The organism is Dokdonia sp. Asnod3-C12 (assembly GCF_045063975.1).
GTDB lineage: Bacteria > Bacteroidota > Bacteroidia > Flavobacteriales > Flavobacteriaceae > Dokdonia.
In genome coordinates, this window is sequence record NZ_JBEFNY010000003.1 from 97694 (window position 1) to 114202 (window position 16509).

10 protein-coding genes are annotated in these 16509 nt (G+C 38.8%); 6 read left to right on the forward strand and 4 right to left on the reverse strand.

Translation table 11 applies throughout. The annotated features are described in order from the left end of the window. Positions 1–19: 19 nt before the first annotated feature. Positions 20–583 (forward strand): type 1 periplasmic binding fold superfamily protein, encoded by a 564-nt coding sequence (locus tag ACJJVW_RS00490; RefSeq protein WP_405250374.1) that lies wholly within the window; start codon positions 20–22, stop codon positions 581–583. Between the two features lie 70 nt (positions 584–653). Here ACJJVW_RS00490 and ACJJVW_RS00495 read toward each other — a convergent pair whose 3' ends face one another. Next, positions 654–2201, reverse strand: a complete 1548-nt coding sequence (locus tag ACJJVW_RS00495) for an NAD(P)H-hydrate dehydratase (protein ID WP_298327784.1) — start codon at positions 2199–2201, stop codon at positions 654–656. Positions 2202–2593: 392 nt separating this feature from the next. Between ACJJVW_RS00495 and thrA the strand changes: the two genes are divergently transcribed. Next, positions 2594–5029: a bifunctional aspartate kinase/homoserine dehydrogenase I gene (thrA, locus tag ACJJVW_RS00500; protein ID WP_405250375.1), complete on the forward strand. Its 2436-nt coding sequence runs from the start codon at positions 2594–2596 to the stop codon at positions 5027–5029. A gap of 7 nt (positions 5030–5036) precedes the next feature. Beyond that, positions 5037–6008 carry a homoserine kinase gene (locus ACJJVW_RS00505; protein ID WP_405250376.1) on the forward strand — a complete coding sequence of 324 codons (972 nt, stop codon included), beginning with the start codon at positions 5037–5039 and terminating at the stop codon, positions 6006–6008. A gap of 77 nt (positions 6009–6085) precedes the next feature. On the opposite strand, the gene ACJJVW_RS00510 is transcribed toward ACJJVW_RS00505, so the two are convergent. The 3 genes from ACJJVW_RS00510 to ACJJVW_RS00520 form a co-directional block, all read right to left on the reverse strand. After that, positions 6086–7375, reverse strand: coding sequence for an amidohydrolase family protein (locus tag ACJJVW_RS00510; RefSeq protein WP_405250377.1), 1290 nt, complete (start codon positions 7373–7375; stop codon positions 6086–6088). A 1-nt stretch (position 7376) separates the two neighbouring features. After that, positions 7377–10337, reverse strand: coding sequence for an amidohydrolase family protein (locus ACJJVW_RS00515; protein WP_405250378.1), 2961 nt, complete (start codon positions 10335–10337; stop codon positions 7377–7379). Between the two features lie 82 nt (positions 10338–10419). Continuing rightward, positions 10420–11517, reverse strand: a complete 1098-nt coding sequence (locus tag ACJJVW_RS00520; RefSeq protein ID WP_405250379.1) for a DUF3810 domain-containing protein — start codon at positions 11515–11517, stop codon at positions 10420–10422. A 1082-nt stretch (positions 11518–12599) separates the two neighbouring features. On the opposite strand from ACJJVW_RS00520, the gene ACJJVW_RS00525 reads away from it, so the two are divergent. The 3 genes from ACJJVW_RS00525 to ACJJVW_RS00535 all read left to right on the forward strand — a co-directional run bounded on the left by ACJJVW_RS00525 (position 12600) and on the right by ACJJVW_RS00535 (position 16450). Beyond that, entirely contained in the window at positions 12600–14201 is a 1602-nt protein-coding gene (locus tag ACJJVW_RS00525) for an FMN-binding glutamate synthase family protein (RefSeq protein ID WP_405250380.1), read from the forward strand. A gap of 309 nt (positions 14202–14510) precedes the next feature. Beyond that, complete coding sequence (locus ACJJVW_RS00530) at positions 14511–15248, forward strand: hypothetical protein (RefSeq protein WP_405250381.1); 738 nt, start codon at positions 14511–14513, stop codon at positions 15246–15248. 137 nt (positions 15249–15385) lie between these two features. Continuing rightward, on the forward strand, positions 15386–16450 hold the full coding sequence (locus tag ACJJVW_RS00535; RefSeq protein ID WP_405250382.1) for a tetratricopeptide repeat protein: 1065 nt from the start codon (positions 15386–15388) through the stop codon (positions 16448–16450). Positions 16451–16509 lie beyond the last annotated feature (59 nt).

A 16509-nucleotide genomic window follows, 5' to 3' on the forward strand; every position in this document is an offset into this window, starting at 1 on the left:
GTACTTAACAAAACAAACAATGAAAAACTTTATAAAATATACATTCCTTGCCTTTACTGCTATAACGATCACCTCTTGTGTTAGTGATGATGATGGAGCAATTCCAGAGATTGTAAACGAAGAAGAAATTATCACAACAGTTTCTCTTACATTGATGTCAGACACAAGCAGCGTTCTTCTCACATCACAAGATCTTGATGGAGATGGACCTAATGCACCTACAATAACCGTTTCTGGTGACTTAGATGTAAATACTGTTTATAACGGTAGTATTGAGTTTCTGAATGAAACAGAAAGCCCAGCCGAGGATATCACCGAAGAAGTAGAAGAAGAATCTGACGAGCACCAAGTATTCTATACTCCTAGTACAGGCCTTGACGCAGCTGTGACTTATGAGGATTTTGATGGTAACGGTAATCCACTAGGAACTTTAGTTACACTTACGACTGGTGCTACTGCAGGTTCTGGTACACTTACTATCACACTACGTCATGAGCCTACAAAGCCTAACGATGGAACTTTAGGTAATGCTGGAGGAGAGACAGATGTGCAAGTTTCTTTTCCTGTAGCGATTACAGAATAAGATAACTTTCATGTATAAAAAAATGGATAGCGTTTACACGCTATCCATTTTTTTTTGATGTATCTATAATTTATTGCTGTGGTGCTGCCCCACCTTCTTGCTCTGGTTTTTCAAAAAGACTCATTACTGCTCTTCCTAAAAACTCTGTCACATCACCTGCTATGAGTCCTTCTATTCCATATTGATTTACGGCAACATCTGCTGCAAGTCCATGAAAATAAACTCCCATCATAGCGGCTTCCATAGGATGGTATCCTTGTGCTATATGCCCAGTGATAACTCCTGTAAGCACATCTCCAGTACCAGCAGTAGACAATCCAGGATTACCAGTAGTATTTATATAAAGTCTCATATCATAAACAGTAATTGTATGAGCACCTTTAATTACGATAATGACATTATGATTTTTGGCAAATTTTGCCGTTTTCTCTAGCTTATCAAAGTCGTCATCCCACTTGCCTATTAAACGCTCCAGCTCACCTGGGTGTGGCGTAAAAATAGATAATGGAGGTACTTGCTCCATAAGTGATGGTCGTTTTGAGATGATATTAATTGCATCTGCATCTATCACTAATGGTTGCTTTTGCTTCTTTAAGAAAGACTCCATTGCTCTTACCGTTTTCTCATCGGTTCCCATTCCCGGGCCTATTGCAATAGCATTTGCTTCGGTTTGAAAATCAATTTCTTCAAACACTTTTCCATTATAATTATCGGTCTCTACCATTACTTCTGGAAGCGCCGTTTGTAATATAGGAACTCCTATTTGCGGTACATAAGCCGTCACAAGACCACTACCCGCTCTTAAAGCAGCTTTACTAGCAAGTTGCACAGCGCCCATTTTTCCAAAACTTCCTCCTATAATTAAGCTATGGCCGTACATTCCCTTGTGTGAATACTGTGATCTCCCTTTGTACATCTGCTGGATTTCAGGTTTTGAAATTAGCGTTACATCAGTAGGAGTTTTTGCAAGAAATTCTGGGTCTAGACCTATATCAATTGTATCCCACATGTTAATGTACTTACCCGTTTCTGGTAAGAAAAAAGCAAGTTTTGGTGACATGAAGCTTAGTACAAACGTTGCATGTACAATTACATCATCCTTTGCTGGTCCTCTATCTGAATACATTCCAGATGGAATATCTATAGAAAGTGTATAAGCCTTAGACTCATTAATTTTTACAAAAAGTGCTTTTACCCAATCATCTGGACACCTATTAAGTCCTATCCCAAAGATTCCATCTACCACAATATCTTGCGGAGTGATTACTGGAAAGTCTTCAACACTTTTAATGATTTCTGGCCATTTTTTTACTTCACTCTTGAGAGCGTCATACGCCTTTAAGAAGTCTGGAGAGCGCTTATCATTACAGTGTACTATATAAGTATCAACATTATAGCCATTTTTAAGAAGTAAGCGAGCAATTACAAGTGCATCACCGCCATTATTACCGATACCACAAAATACTTTTATAGGCACAGGCTGCCCTTGTAAACGCTGGTTCATCCACTCATAAACGTACCCACCGGCGCGTTCCATGAGATTATAAGATGGAATCCCTTCCTTTTCAATGGTTGCTTTATCTGCTTCGTAAATTTGTTTGGCGCTGTATATTTTCATTTAGCTATAATTAGGTAGTTTCTTCATCTTTATGAAGAAAAATGTTCTTTAATTCATTAAATATTCACGAAAGTAAACTTCAAATTATCACATTATCAGTATCGTGCTAGAAGTACGTCAAGAATTGTCATATCCTCAAAACTCAGAACTACATCTTGCCTCCTTAGGTAAATGTACTACATTTAACATATCAGAAACAAGATGAGAACAACACAATACACTTCGATTTTCTTGACTACCACTATTACTATTGGTACGATTACCCCGTTGGGGTTATAGTCGTACATATTATCTATCTATTACTTGCGCGAGCAAGGATCTCTTCCACACACACAAATTAATTAGTTTATTCATACCATTTTCGCTTTCGCGAAAATGTAAAATTGCATACTATGCGCGTATTAAAATTTGGAGGCACTTCTGTGGGGAGTGTTAAAAACATAGAAAAAGTAATTGCCATTGTAAATAACCAAGCTGCTTCACATCCAGTAGCTGTTGTTGTTTCGGCAGTGGGTGGAATTACAGATTTATTGCTAAAAGCCGGAACGCTTGCTGCTCAAAAAGATGAAACCTATAAGGATGTATTTTTAGAAATACACCAAAAACATACGGCTTTTGCAAAAGCACTTACCGAAGGTGATGCTATAGTAATGGCAGATATAAGTGCGCTTATGTCGCACTTAGACGACTTACTCAAGGGTATTTTCTTAATTAACGAGCTTTCTCCTAAAACACTAGATAAGCTTGCCGCTTTTGGAGAGCTTACCAGTAGTCGTATTATAACGGCAGCCTTTAATCATCAGGGTATCGAAGCTACTCTTAAAGATAGTAGACAACTTATCATTACCGATGGCAATCATACCAAAGCCAGTGTATTGTATGATCGCACTAATGAAAATATCAAAGAATTTTTCGCGAAAGCGTCACAGAACATTACCATCCTAGGAGGATTTATTGCGAGTACTGCTACGGGAGAAACAAGTACACTAGGTCGTGGTGGCTCAGACTTTACTGCGGCTATAATTGCAGCTGCGCTGGAGGTCGACCAACTAGAAATATGGACAGATGTGAGTGGGATGTTTTCAGCAAACCCGAAGCTTGTAAAACAAGCAAAACCTATACGTGACATATCATATCACGAGGCGATGGAGTTATCGCATTTTGGTGCAAAGGTGCTCTACCCTCCTACTATTGTGCCTGCGCTTAGTAAAAATATCCCTATTTATATCAAAAATACGATGGCTCCAGATGAAGCTGGAACTCGTATAGGCGAGCAAGAAAGGAGCAATGGAAACCCTATTAAGGGAATCTCTCATATAAGTGACGTTGCACTACTCACGGTAGAAGGCGCAGGAATGGTGGGAATTTCTGGAATTTCAAAACGCCTTTTTGAAGTACTCTCTTTACAGCAGATTAATGTGATCCTTATTACACAGGCTTCTAGCGAACATAGTATATGTATAGGAGTAATGGAGGCAGATGCCTTGCGTGCAAAAACAGCAATAGAAACAGAGTTTGCTTACGAGCTATCGCTACGTAAGATTGACCCGGTGATTGTTGAGACTTCTCTTGCAATAATCGCACTCGTAGGAGAATCTATGAAAAGTCATCAAGGGATTTCTGGAAAAATGTTCTCCACACTTGGAAAAAACAACGTGAATATACGCGCCATTGCACAAGGAGCGAGTGAGAAAAATATCTCTGCAGTAATTGCCGAGAAGGATGTAAAGAAAGCGCTTAACAGCTTGCATGAAGTTTTCTTTGAAGGAAACAGAAAGCAAATTAACCTCTTCATTACTGGTGTAGGAAATGTGGGAGCAAAACTCCTAGATCAAATTAACAGTCAGAAAAAATATCTTAAAGACCATCTCAACCTTAATATAAGAGTACTAGGACTTTCTAATAGTAGAATGATGCTCGTCTCAGAACAAGCTATTGATTTAGATAATTGGGAAAAGGCGCTTGCTCAAGGTGAGAAGGCAGATATTGTACGCTTTCGCGAAAACGTAATTGCTCTCAACCAGCGCAACTCAGTTTTTGTCGATATTACTGCAAATGAACCCGTAGCGATGGCATATGAAGAATACTTGCGAAATAGCATCGCAGTGGTTGCATGTAATAAAATTGCTGCCGCTGGAAAACAAGAATACTATGCAAATCTTAAACGATTGAGTAGAAAATATAATGCTCCCTTTAAGTTTGAAACCAACGTAGGTGCTGGTTTACCTATAATAGATACTTTACAGAACCTTATCGCGTCTGGTGATAGTATTACTAAAGTACAAGCTGTGCTTTCTGGAAGTTTAAACTTTGTTTTTAATAACTTTAAAAGCGGTGATAGCTTTTATGATGTGGTACAACAAGCCAAAGAGGAGGGCTATACAGAGCCAGATCCTCGTATTGATTTGAGTGGTGTAGATGTAGCTCGTAAAATCCTAATACTCGCAAGAGAAAGCGGACTTAAATTAGAACTAGAAGATATTGTGAACACACCTTTTCTTACAGCAAATAACCTAGAAAGCACAGACGTTCCTCACTTCTTTGAAACACTTAAAGAAGACGCAGCACACTTTGAAAAACTAGTTGCCGACGCTACAGCAGCAGGTAAACGCCTTAAATATGTAGCACAGTTGGATAATGGCAAAGCAAGCGTAGGCTTACAGTCTGTAGGTGCAGACAGTCCGTTTTACAACCTTGAAGGGTCTGACAATATTGTTTTATTTTACACGGCACGCTATCCAGAGCAGCCGCTCATTGTAAAAGGTGCAGGTGCAGGTGGTGATGTTACCGCCAGCGGACTCTTCAGCGATATCATAAGACTTAGATAATAATTATATGTCTCAAGAAATACATAAAAAAGCCACGGTACAAAGCCTTGATAATCCTACTGAGATACGCGTATTTTGTCCCGCTACAGTGGCAAATGTAAACTGTGGTTTTGATTCGCTAGGCTTTGCCCTCGAAGGTATAGGCGATGAGATGGTTTTTAGAAAAACCGAAGGTCGCGGAGTAACGATTACAGAAATCACAGGTGATACACTCCCTATAGAAGCTCATAATAATGTTGCTGGTGTGGCGGGTAATGCCATGCTAGAAGGCATTAACGCCAACTTTGGAGTAGAAATAGAGATTCATAAAAAAATACGCTCCGGTTCTGGAATAGGTAGCAGCAGTGCTAGCGCAGCAGGAGCTGTGTATGGTATTAATCAGCTTTTAGAAAAGCCATTATCTAATCTTGAACTCACGCGCTACGCTATGAAAGGCGAAGCACTGGCGAGTGGTAATGAGCATGCAGATAATGTCGCGCCTTGCATTTATGGAGGTACCACGCTAGTAACTGGCTATAACCCATTTAAGGTAATAGCGTTACCTCCCATGGATACGGTTTACGTTGGGATTTTACATCCTCATATTACTATTAAAACTAAAGAAGCGAGGGAGATTTTACCTACGCACGTGCCTCTTAAAGATGCTATTGCACAATCACAACATCTGGCAGGCTTTGTTGCCTCACTGTATGAATGGGATAAGGAATTATTTAAGGAAAGTATCAAAGATGTACTCGTAGAGCCACATCGCAAGCAATTGATTCCGCATTTTGATGAGATTAAAGCGATTTCTCAGCAGAATGGATGCATTGCCTTTGGTATTTCTGGCAGTGGACCTAGTATGTTTTGTCTCGCTTTCGCGAAAGCGGACATAGATAAATACCTATCTGAAAGTACCGCACTTTATGAATGTAATGGACTTCAAGTAGACAGCTACTCCAGCCGAATTTCTGGTGAAGGTTGTAAAGTGATTAAATAGCAGTTACTAAATTACCGCAAAACAAAAGCCCGAGCAATTGCTCGGGCTTTACTAATTAATATAACTAAGATTAAGGATTACTCCTTCTGTCCGTACTTCTCTGCATAACGCTTTGCAAGCTTGGTCTGATGAGACTCTAAACTTATATCACGTCCTTGGATAAATGCTCTCGAAAGGATGTTTCCTCTCATGTCTAGTGCATTTCCTTCGCTTATAAAAAGTGTTGCATCTTTTCCTACTTCAAGTGTCCCAACAGTATTTGAAACTCCCATTATTTTTGCAGGATTCATCGTAATCATTTTAAGTGCATCTTCATCACTCATACCAAATTGAGTAACCTGTCCCGCATAAAAAGGAAGATTACGTACTTGCCAGTACTCTGAGTCATATCCTAACGCAACTGTAACACCAGCGTCTGTAAGAAGCTTAGGTAACTTATATGGTAAGTCATAATCATGATCCTCCATAGAAGGTAAATCTTGTACACGTTGTAAAATTACTGGCATATTTGCAGCTACAAGTTCTGCAGTTACTTTGTAAGACTGGTATCCGCCTACAAGCACAACGTTTGTGAGATTCATCTCCTTTGCAAAAGCAATCACATCAAGTATTTGCTTCTGATCATTTGCTGAAACATACACATTTTGAGTTCCTTCAAAAACACCACGCATCGCTTCAAAAGGAAGGTTTTTTGAGGTGTTCCCTTTTCCATAAGCTCGTGAGTTTTTGAAAAAGGTTTTGATTTCGTTTACATCTTTACTGTAATCCTTGTTTGGTTTATAACCTGGCTCTTCACCTAACCACCAGCGCCCACGGCGCATCGTGCGAGGCCATTCCATAAAGATACCTTCGTCTGTTTTATAAGCAGCATCTTCCCAGTTCCAAGCATCAAGTTGTACGAGAGAAGAAGACCCAGAGATGGTGCCTCCCACAGGACGAATTTGCGCCATAAGCACGCCATTCGGTCTCATACTCTCCACTACTTTAGATTCTGCATTGTAAGCGATAATACCACGTACATGCGGTATTAACTCGCCTATCTCATCATCATCATTAGATTGTCTCACGGCTGCTGCTTCTACAAGACCTAATGTGGTGTTTGTTGCAATAAAACCAGGATACACATGCTTTCCAGTAGCATTAATGACTTCGCCTTTAGTGGCTGTTCCTCCGCTTTGAATCGTGCTTATTTTACCGTTTTCAAAAACGATAGTGGCGTTTTCTACTACGGTTCCGTTACCTATGTGAGCAGTTGCTCCCGTAATAGTAAATGCGGCAGCTTGTGCTGCTGCAGGTGTTTGCTGTGCGCTTGCAGTTGCTCCTAAAAGGAAAACAACGGCTACTAATAGTTGTTGTAGTGTTTTCATCTTAGTAAAGTGTTTGTTCTGTATCACAATGCATACGTTGTTTTTCTTTCTTTTTGGCAGGTTGCGTCTGTAAGCCTTTATTCTTTTCTGCAAGCATCATTGCAGTAAGTTGTGCTTTCTCGCGCTGTACGGTCTTACGAAGTTCTTCGTCTTTTTTCATATCAAAAAATACTTTTCCTTCAATAATCGTTTTCTCTGCTCTCGCTTTAATACTAAGTGGATGATCTGTCCATATTACAACATCTCCATCTTTACCAGGTTTTAAACTACCTGCGCGATCATCCATGTGTAATAGTTTTGCTGGATTAAGAGTTACCATTTTCCATGCATCCTCTTCAGAAATACCACCGTACTTATGAATTTTTGCAGCTTCTTGATTAAGACGTCTTGACATCTCACCATCATCTGAGTTGATAGCAACGGTTACTCCTGCTCTGTGCATGATGGCTGCATTGTAAGGAATAGCATCATTCACCTCATATTTATAAGCCCACCAGTCTGAGAATGTTGATCCTCCTACACCGTGTTCGGCCATTTTATCTGCAACTTTATATCCTTCAAGTATGTGTGTGAATGTATTGATATGAAAACCAAACTGCTCTGCCACTTTCATGGTCATGTTGATTTCACTTTGCACATAGGAGTGACAAGAAATTAAACGATCCATATTAAGGATGTCTACTATAGTTTCCATCTCCTCATCCATGCGATAAGGTTGACCGCTCTTTTTCTTTGCTTCGTATTCTTTTCCTCTTGTAAAATAATCCACAAATACTTGCTCTACTCCCATTCTCGTTTGTGGGAATCTTGAGAAGCTATTCCAGTTTGCTTGCTTTACGTTTTCACCCAAAGCAAATTTGATAAACTTCTTATCTGCAATCACCATCTCATCAATAGGTGCTCCCCATTTTAATTTCATTACTGCGCTCTGTCCTCCAATAGGATTTGCAGATCCGTGTAATAATTGAATAGCTGTAACTCCACCAGCAAGATTGCGATAGATATCAGAATCGTCTGGGTTAACTACATCACTCATGCGAACCTCTGCCGTAGAGTTGTGACCAGACTCGTTGATTGCAAAAGCCGCAATGTGAGAGTGCTCATCTATAATACCAGAAGTTACATGCTTACCAGTACCGTCTACTACCATAGCACCACGAGCAGAAAGATTTTTACCTACTGCACTGATTTTTCCATCTTTTATTAAGACATCTGTGTTTTCCAGAACACCCTCTGCTTCATTAGTCCACACAGTGGCATTTGTGATTAAGATATCTTGCTGTGTTGGTCTTGTTTCAAAACCAAAAGCCATATTAGGAAAGGTAAGTGGCATTACCGTAAGAGGTTTATCCTCTTCTTTCTTATCGTCTTTATCACCACTCTTAGCTAGTGCTTTCTTAGTAGAAGTAAAATTTTTCTCAGAACCATCTGCAAGAATTGCTTTGCCGCTTAGACCATCTGCAGATGCTCTTGCTACAAGACGTACAAATTTTCCTTCGCTTTGAGGGAACGTTACTGTTACCCATTCATCCTTATAAGAAAATTCACTTTTTACATCTTCTGTTCCCTTTTTAAGAGATGCTTTTGCTTTTTCTAGCGCGTTTTTAATCTCTAGCTCATAAGTAGCTCCACTAATATTCATTGTATAAACACCGTCAATATTAACTGTATTTATATCCTTGATTACTGTTTTGTTACCTTGAATCCAGTGCTCATAAAGCTCTGTGTCTTTTTCAAATACTTCTCCAGAAGTAATCATGAAGTTTGCCCAAGCTCCTGATTTGAGTACTCCAAGCTCACCGCTCTTTCCAATCATTGTTGCTGGAATAGTAGTAAGTGCTTCTAAGGCTCTTTCCTTAGACAGACCATACTTAATTGCCTTCATCAAGTGGTCTTTAAAATCTTTTGGAGATTTATGTGAGAATGTAGTAAGTGCAAATGTTACTCCTGCATCTTGTAATGCTTTAGGATTTGTAGGTGCTTGATTCCAATGTTTCATATCAGAAAGCGCTACATATTCGGCAGCGTATGGATTTTCCATATCGTAGGCATCTGGAAATTTAAGTGGGAGAATCATCTTACGATTCATCGCCTTAACTTCTCCGATACGCTTATACTCATCACCACCGGCAACGATTACATAATCGATACCAAACTGGTCACCAAGTTTATCAATACGAAGGTCATCATATAAGCCATCACCTTCAAAAAACTGCGGAAGCCCTTTGTTTCGCGAAAGCGCCTCTAAAGAAAGATCCTTAGTAGCTATATTTCCTTTCTCATACCAGTCTAAATCGTGTTGTAACTGGCGTAGTAATGCTGTTGCACCCATCTTAGACGATGGGTATGACTGGCGCGAGGTTACACTCTTATCAAATGAGAAATACTGACCAAGGCGATCTTCTATCACGCGGTTTGCAGTATTTCCATCATTATTAAGTGCGATAAGCGCTCCTGTACCACGTGCAATACCATCGTGTTGATGTGTTGCAACTACGCCAAAACCAGCCTCAAGATATTCGGTTGCTTTTTTTGAATCGTACTTAAAATCTTGATAGCCATCTTGCTCAGATAAGATATGGTCATTCCAGTAAGCTCCCTCGCGAGAGTTATCATATTGTGAAGCACGTCCAGATCCTCCTGCACGCTTAGGCTTATCGATACCAAAATTAGTATAGATGTCTACAAAAGATGGATAGACATGTTTACCATTAAGATCTACAACAATAGCATTTTGTGCATATGATGAAGATTTGCCTACAGAGACCACTTTTCCATCTTGCACTACAAGTGTTCCATTTTTAATGGTTTCTGTGGGAGTTGTGTGGATGGTGGCGTTTGTAAACACCGTGTAATTTTGGTTTTTGGACTTGACTCCAGCGTTTGCTGGAAAGTAATCTTGCCCATACATCGTAAATGAGCAGCTTACTAGCCCAAAGACAAGTAATTTTTTAAAGAACATAGGTTGAAAGTTTAGATCCTAAAGATAGCCACCGCGTTAACGTTCTATTAAGGTTTAGGAAACTTTTAAGAGACTTTTAACATCAGAATGTATCTGGAAAACGCTGATCATAGTTAACCAAAAGTGCTACCATATAACTATAGCTCTTTAATCCACCTGGCTGATTATTTGCCTTTAAGTAATTGCTGTAAAACAGATCAAACAGTGGTTCCAGCGGATTATCCATCGCATCCCAGAAATCTCTAGAGTCTTGATAATTTACTAAAATACCTGGATTAAGACGTGCTTTCAAGTCTTCTCCTAATTCCTTATCACGGCTGTACACATCATTGAGCGCATAACGCAACGCAAAAATACTCCCTGAATATTGAAAATATAAATCCTCATTATTAAGCGTTGCCATCACTGCGATAAAGTTAGCTTCATTTTCCTTTGCAAAACCTAGTTGATGTGCTTGCTCATGTGAGGAAATCACTGGCCATCGATGAGCCGGCACCATTCCATTAACTTGCGCCTCATTAGTAATAGGATTGAGATAACCACTATACCCCATTATAGACAGAGGGTATCGCAATAGCGAATTCTTAATACTCTTAGGTGGGTAACTAAGCTTTGGGAACTGAGTTTTAAGCGTCTCATAACCATTAAGCGTTCCGTTGAAAATTTCTTGCAAACAAGCATTTTCACCTTCTATGTTATCACAATAAACCACGCGACTGTTTTCATCCTCGGCGAGTTGATTGTGGAGGTTATTGCTATTTTTAATTAGCTTCTCTGTAAGTTGGACTAGCTCTTCGGTGGTGTACTCATTATCTATTCCTAAGGATTCGTGCAATGGAAGCCTGTTATAATTCATTCCCCAAAGTAAGTTAAACGCTCCATACACTATCGAAATGATGGCTAGCGTCTTTAGAAGAAAGGTTTTAAATCCTCTAAACTTGTTTTTAATGAGTAGTACAATTTCGCGCAAAGCGAGCACAATAAGCACCGCATACATGATATCACCAAATGAAAACGGCAACCAGCCAAAAGCATATCGAGACGCCTTTGAAATGATAGGATACAATCCGTTGCTATAATACGTCTCCACCAGTTGCGGGTAACTCGCCAGCCAGCGAACCAAGACCATCTGCGGAATGAGAAGTAAGCCAATAATTAATAAGGTTTTATGTTTTTTCAATGTAGATGTGCTCTTTATAGTCTTCCGTAAATTTATGATAAGTTATTTGATTTGTGAGGGTGTGGAGGAGTTTGATGTGTTTACTCGAACTCAAAAACATCTCTCCTAACCCCTCTTCTAAGAGGGGGAATTTGTTTATGTTCTTACTCGCATGTCAACATCTCCCCTAACCCCTCTTCAAAGAGGGGAACTAAAGAAGTCTTTTTTGCTCAGCAAAAAAACTTAAAAACACAACAGTGTCCCTCTTTGAAGAGGGAGTCAGGGAGATGTAACACATAACGCATGAAAATGGCTCACTCGAACCCAAAAACATCTCCCCTAACCTTATGCATTCCTCTCGGTCGTTCCTCCCTCGTCGGATGCAAGGAAGAGGGGAACTAGAGAAGTTCTTTTTGCGCAGCAAAAAACCTAAACCCCACAACAGTGTCCCTCTTTGAAGAGGGAGTCAGGGAGATGTTGCGCATAACGCATGAAAATGGCTCACTCAAATCCAAAACATCTCCCCTAGCCTTATGCATTCCTCTCGGTCGTTCCTCCCTCGTCGGATGCAAGGAAGAGGGGAACTATAGAAGTTCTTTTTGCGCAGCAAAAAAAACTTAAACCACAACAGTGTCCACTTTGAAGAGGGAGTCAGGGAGATGTAACAAATAAGATATGCTCACTCAAACCCAAAACATCTCCCCTAGCCCCTCTTCTAAGAGGGGTACTATAGAAGTCTTTTTTGCACAGCAAAAAAAACTTAAACCACAAAAGTGTCCCTCTTTGAAGAGGGAATCAGGGAGATGTAACACATAACGCATAAAAATGGCTCACTCGAACCCAAAAACATCTCCCCTAACCTTATGCATTCCTCTCGGTCGTTCCTCCCTCGTCGGATGCAAGGAAGAGGAAAACTAGAGAAGTTCTTTTTGCGCAGCAAAAAAACTTAAAAACACAACAGTGTCCCTCTTTGAAGAGGGAGTCAGGGAGATGTTGCGCATTGTACATCAACTAAAACTTACCATGAGAAGTAAATAATAAACTTGAATTAAAATTTCAGACTACGAGATAGTAAATTGTATTTTAGTGCAAAAATTGAATAAATGGAAGGAGTACTCGAGTTTTTAGGTAATATCTCATGGTGGATGTGGTTGATTTTGGTGGTGGTTATTGTCGCTATACGAGATATATTTTTTAACAAAAAACATATCATCACGCGCAACTTCCCAGTTGTTGGGCATTTTAGGTATATGCTTGAGAGTATTGGGCCAGAGTTGCGCCAGTATATTGTGGCAAATAACCGTGAGGAACTTCCTTTTAATCGTATAGAGCGCGGGTGGATTTATGCCTCTGCCAAAAATGAAAATAACTACGAAGGTTTTGGTACCGACCGTGACATCAATCAGTCGCATTATATCTTTATTAATAATGCTATGATGCCATATAAGGTAGAAGAAAATCACCCCAATGCAAAAGACCCTTACTTCCTTGCATGTGCAAAAGTTATGGGTGCTGGTAGAAGATCGCGCCCTTACAGACCTAGTTCTATTATTAACGTGAGTGCTATGAGTTTTGGTAGCCTTTCGGCGAAAGCTGTAGAATCTTTAAATCGAGGTTGTGCAAAAGCATACGCATATCACAATACTGGTGAGGGCGGACTCTCACCCTACCATAAAAAAGGCGGTGATGTGGTGTTTCACTTTGGAACAGGATATTTTGGAGTGCGCACTGAAGATGGCGGTTTCTCTATGCCAAAAATGAAAAAACTTGTAGACGAAAATCCTCAAGTACGCGCCATAGAAGTAAAACTATCACAAGGTGCCAAACCTGGAAAAGGAGGTGTACTCCCAGGATCAAAAATCACTAAGGAAATTGCCGAAATACGTGGTGTAGAAGTGGGTAAAGATGTACTCTCTCCTCCTAATCATAAGGCATTTTCTAATGTGCCAGAATTGGTTGACTTTGTAGAAAGTATTGCTCATGAAACAGGACTCCCAGTAGGGATTAAAGCCGCCATAGGAAAACTGGATGCGTGGCGCGAACTAGCAAAAATAATGGCAACTACTGGTAAAGGACCAGATTTTATCACCATTGATGGTGGTGAAGGTGGTACCGGTGCTGCCCCACCAAGTTTTGCAGATCATGTGGCGCTACCGTGGGTTTATGGATTTTCAGATATTTATAAGATTTTTAAGGAGTACCAGCTCACTGAGCGCGTGGTATTTATAGGCTCAGGAAAGTTAGGCTTCCCGGCTAAAGCCGCCATGGCTTTTGCGATGGGTGTAGACTGTATCAATGTTGCCCGTGAAGCTATGCTTGCCGTAGGTTGTATACAAGCAAAGGTGTGCCATAACAACACCTGCCCTTCTGGTGTTGCGACTCAAAATAAGTGGTTACAACGCGGCATAGACATTCCAGATAAGGCAGAACGCACACACTATTACTTTAAAAACTTCAAAAAAGAACTACTAGAAATCACTCGCGCCTGCGGCTATGAGCACCCTTGCCAGCTCACCATGGACGATGTAGACATTAACCTAGGAGATAAAAACCTCACCCAGACCCTAGCAGATGTGTATGGATACAATAAAGTAGCCATACCCTTTAAAGGAGCCGCTACCCTAATGGCCTGCCCAGATCTAGGAGGTAATTATAACAAAGCAACTGTTGCCGAAGAAATTGATATGAAAGACGTGCGTTACTAAAAGTACGCTTTCGCGAAAATGTGAACCCTAATCACACAATTGCATTAAATATCACCATAATGCGGAAAACCGTATGTAAAGAACAAAAAGGAGTTGTATGTTTAACAACTCCTTTTTTGGATTTAAGAAGTGGCTTATTTTTTAAGCAGCTTTTTTACTGTTGATAAAAGAGTATAATTGATGCAGTGACCACTTGGGAAGTTTCTCTTATCTTCCTAATATTGAGACGTCAATATTCGAATAAAACAAACATATCTACATTTAGATGATATGTAATAATTTGTGCTCATTAATTAGTTGTGTTACATTATGACGGATTTCAATAATAAAATAGATCAAGATTTTTTAAATGTTCTTTTAAATTTAAGCACAAATACCGAAGTTAATTTAGGAACATTTGTTAGTAATTGTATTCTTAAAGAAGAACGTGCCATTAATATTTATGAGAATAAAGTTGAACTATATTTAAATATCGAAAAAGAAAAACTAGAAAACTTTATAAATGATCTTTCTATAGTTGTATCACTAATTGAAACTTTAAAGAAAGATAATTTAATTTTTACCCACAATAATCCAGAGATTTTAAAACAAACAATTTCCACAAAGTCAAAAAATCCTGACATCTATTCAGCTCTAACGTGTGACAACGAACTTGAGGAGAAATATAGAAAAAACCCTGATGTTTACAGGAAATGGGAATTACCTACAACTTTAGGAAACTATATATTGACTTATGTCGATGAGTTTTGTTATGTAAGACCTGAGCTGAAAGAATATATAAATAATGGATTCATTTCTCAAACGAAGCTAAGATTCATAACTACTTTAAGATGGACCTATGTAGCTATAATTATAGCCTTTTTAGGTTTACTCGTTGCTATTATTCTACCTTTTATCACAAGTACTACAATCAATAAAATTCAACTAGATGAATTAAAAAGGTCTATTGAAGTAAAACAAATATTGATAGATAGTCTACAATTTGAACAAATAATTAAATCAAATAAAACTAATCCTATTCTTAAGGACACATTGAGCATAAAATGAAAAACTATATATAATAAAAACCAATTCGAAAAACTTATTTAGGCTATGCTCCAGTACTGGTTCTAAATGCTAAGTTCAATACTTGATAAAAGATTATCTTGAGACTTTTTTCTGAAATTTTTTAACAACACCATCTTATGAATAAAATAGTTCTATTTATCATTCTTCAACTCATTGTATGTACTGCTTTCGCTCAAACCAATAAAGAGCTAGCTCTAGAAAAAGCAAAGAAGGCCATCACTATAATGGATGAGGGTAGAATTGATGAAAGCATTAAGCTTTTGGAAGAAAGCCAGAAGCTCGATCCTATAAACTATGCCTACCCCTATGAGATTGCTTACGCCCATGTGTTAACTAAAGACTACAAGCAAGCTTTAAAAATTTTAAAAAAGGTAAAGAAATATGATACATTAAATAGCCAAGTCTATCAAATGTCTGGTAACTGCTATAGTTACTTAGGCAAGCCAGAAAAAGCTATTAGAGAATATGAAGAGGGAATGGAACGCTTTCCTAATGCCGGTAATTTACATCTTGAAAAAGGAAACGTATATCACCATCAAGAACAATATGATCAGGCAATAGTCAATTATCGACGTGGAATTGAAGTTGACCCTACATTTGCTTCAAACTACTTTAGACTTGCTAAGCTCTATTTAGATTCTCCTGATAAGCTTTCAGGTCTAATTTATGGAGAGATATTCATGAACTTAGAAAGAACCACCGACCGCACCATAGAGATGAGTGAGCTTCTCTATGAGACCTATAAATCCTCCATTACGTTTGGAGATACAGAAATCTCTATTGATTTCTGTGAGATTGTCATTGATGCTACAAAAGTAAATATTGACGAGCCTGTAAATCTTCCATTTTGTGGCGTTTTTGGTAAGAATATTATCCTAGCTATTGTTGAAGAAAAGGAAATCACTTTAAATTCACTATCAAGAATAAGAGAACGATTTATTGAGAATTACTACCAAGAAGATTTGAGCATACATCAAAATGTACTTTTTACTTATCAAAAAGAGCTTCTTGATAAAAATCTATTTGAAGCTTATAACCATTACCTGTTCCAAATAGGTAACGAAAAAGAATACAATGAATGGTTAGATACTCATCAAAAAGAATATGACGCATTCGTAGAGTGGTACACTAATAACGAGAACACAATAGATATAAATACTCAAAATAGATTCGTAAAATAAAATATTTTGAAACTGATTCGATTTTAGAGACTCAAAGAAAACAAAATGATTCCAACAAA

Coding starts and splice junctions, on each gene's coding strand:
- ACJJVW_RS00490 (WP_405250374.1), top strand. CDS start 20: ATGAAAAACTTTATAAAATATACATTCCTTGCCTTTACTGCTATAACG.
- ACJJVW_RS00495 (WP_298327784.1), bottom strand. CDS start 2,201: ATGAAAATATACAGCGCCAAACAAATTTACGAAGCAGATAAAGCAACC.
- thrA (WP_405250375.1), top strand. CDS start 2,594: ATGCGCGTATTAAAATTTGGAGGCACTTCTGTGGGGAGTGTTAAAAAC.
- ACJJVW_RS00505 (WP_405250376.1), top strand. CDS start 5,037: ATGTCTCAAGAAATACATAAAAAAGCCACGGTACAAAGCCTTGATAAT.
- ACJJVW_RS00510 (WP_405250377.1), bottom strand. CDS start 7,375: ATGAAAACACTACAACAACTATTAGTAGCCGTTGTTTTCCTTTTAGGA.
- ACJJVW_RS00515 (WP_405250378.1), bottom strand. CDS start 10,337: ATGTTCTTTAAAAAATTACTTGTCTTTGGGCTAGTAAGCTGCTCATTT.
- ACJJVW_RS00525 (WP_405250380.1), top strand. CDS start 12,600: ATGGAAGGAGTACTCGAGTTTTTAGGTAATATCTCATGGTGGATGTGG.
- ACJJVW_RS00530 (WP_405250381.1), top strand. CDS start 14,511: ATGACGGATTTCAATAATAAAATAGATCAAGATTTTTTAAATGTTCTT.
- ACJJVW_RS00535 (WP_405250382.1), top strand. CDS start 15,386: ATGAATAAAATAGTTCTATTTATCATTCTTCAACTCATTGTATGTACT.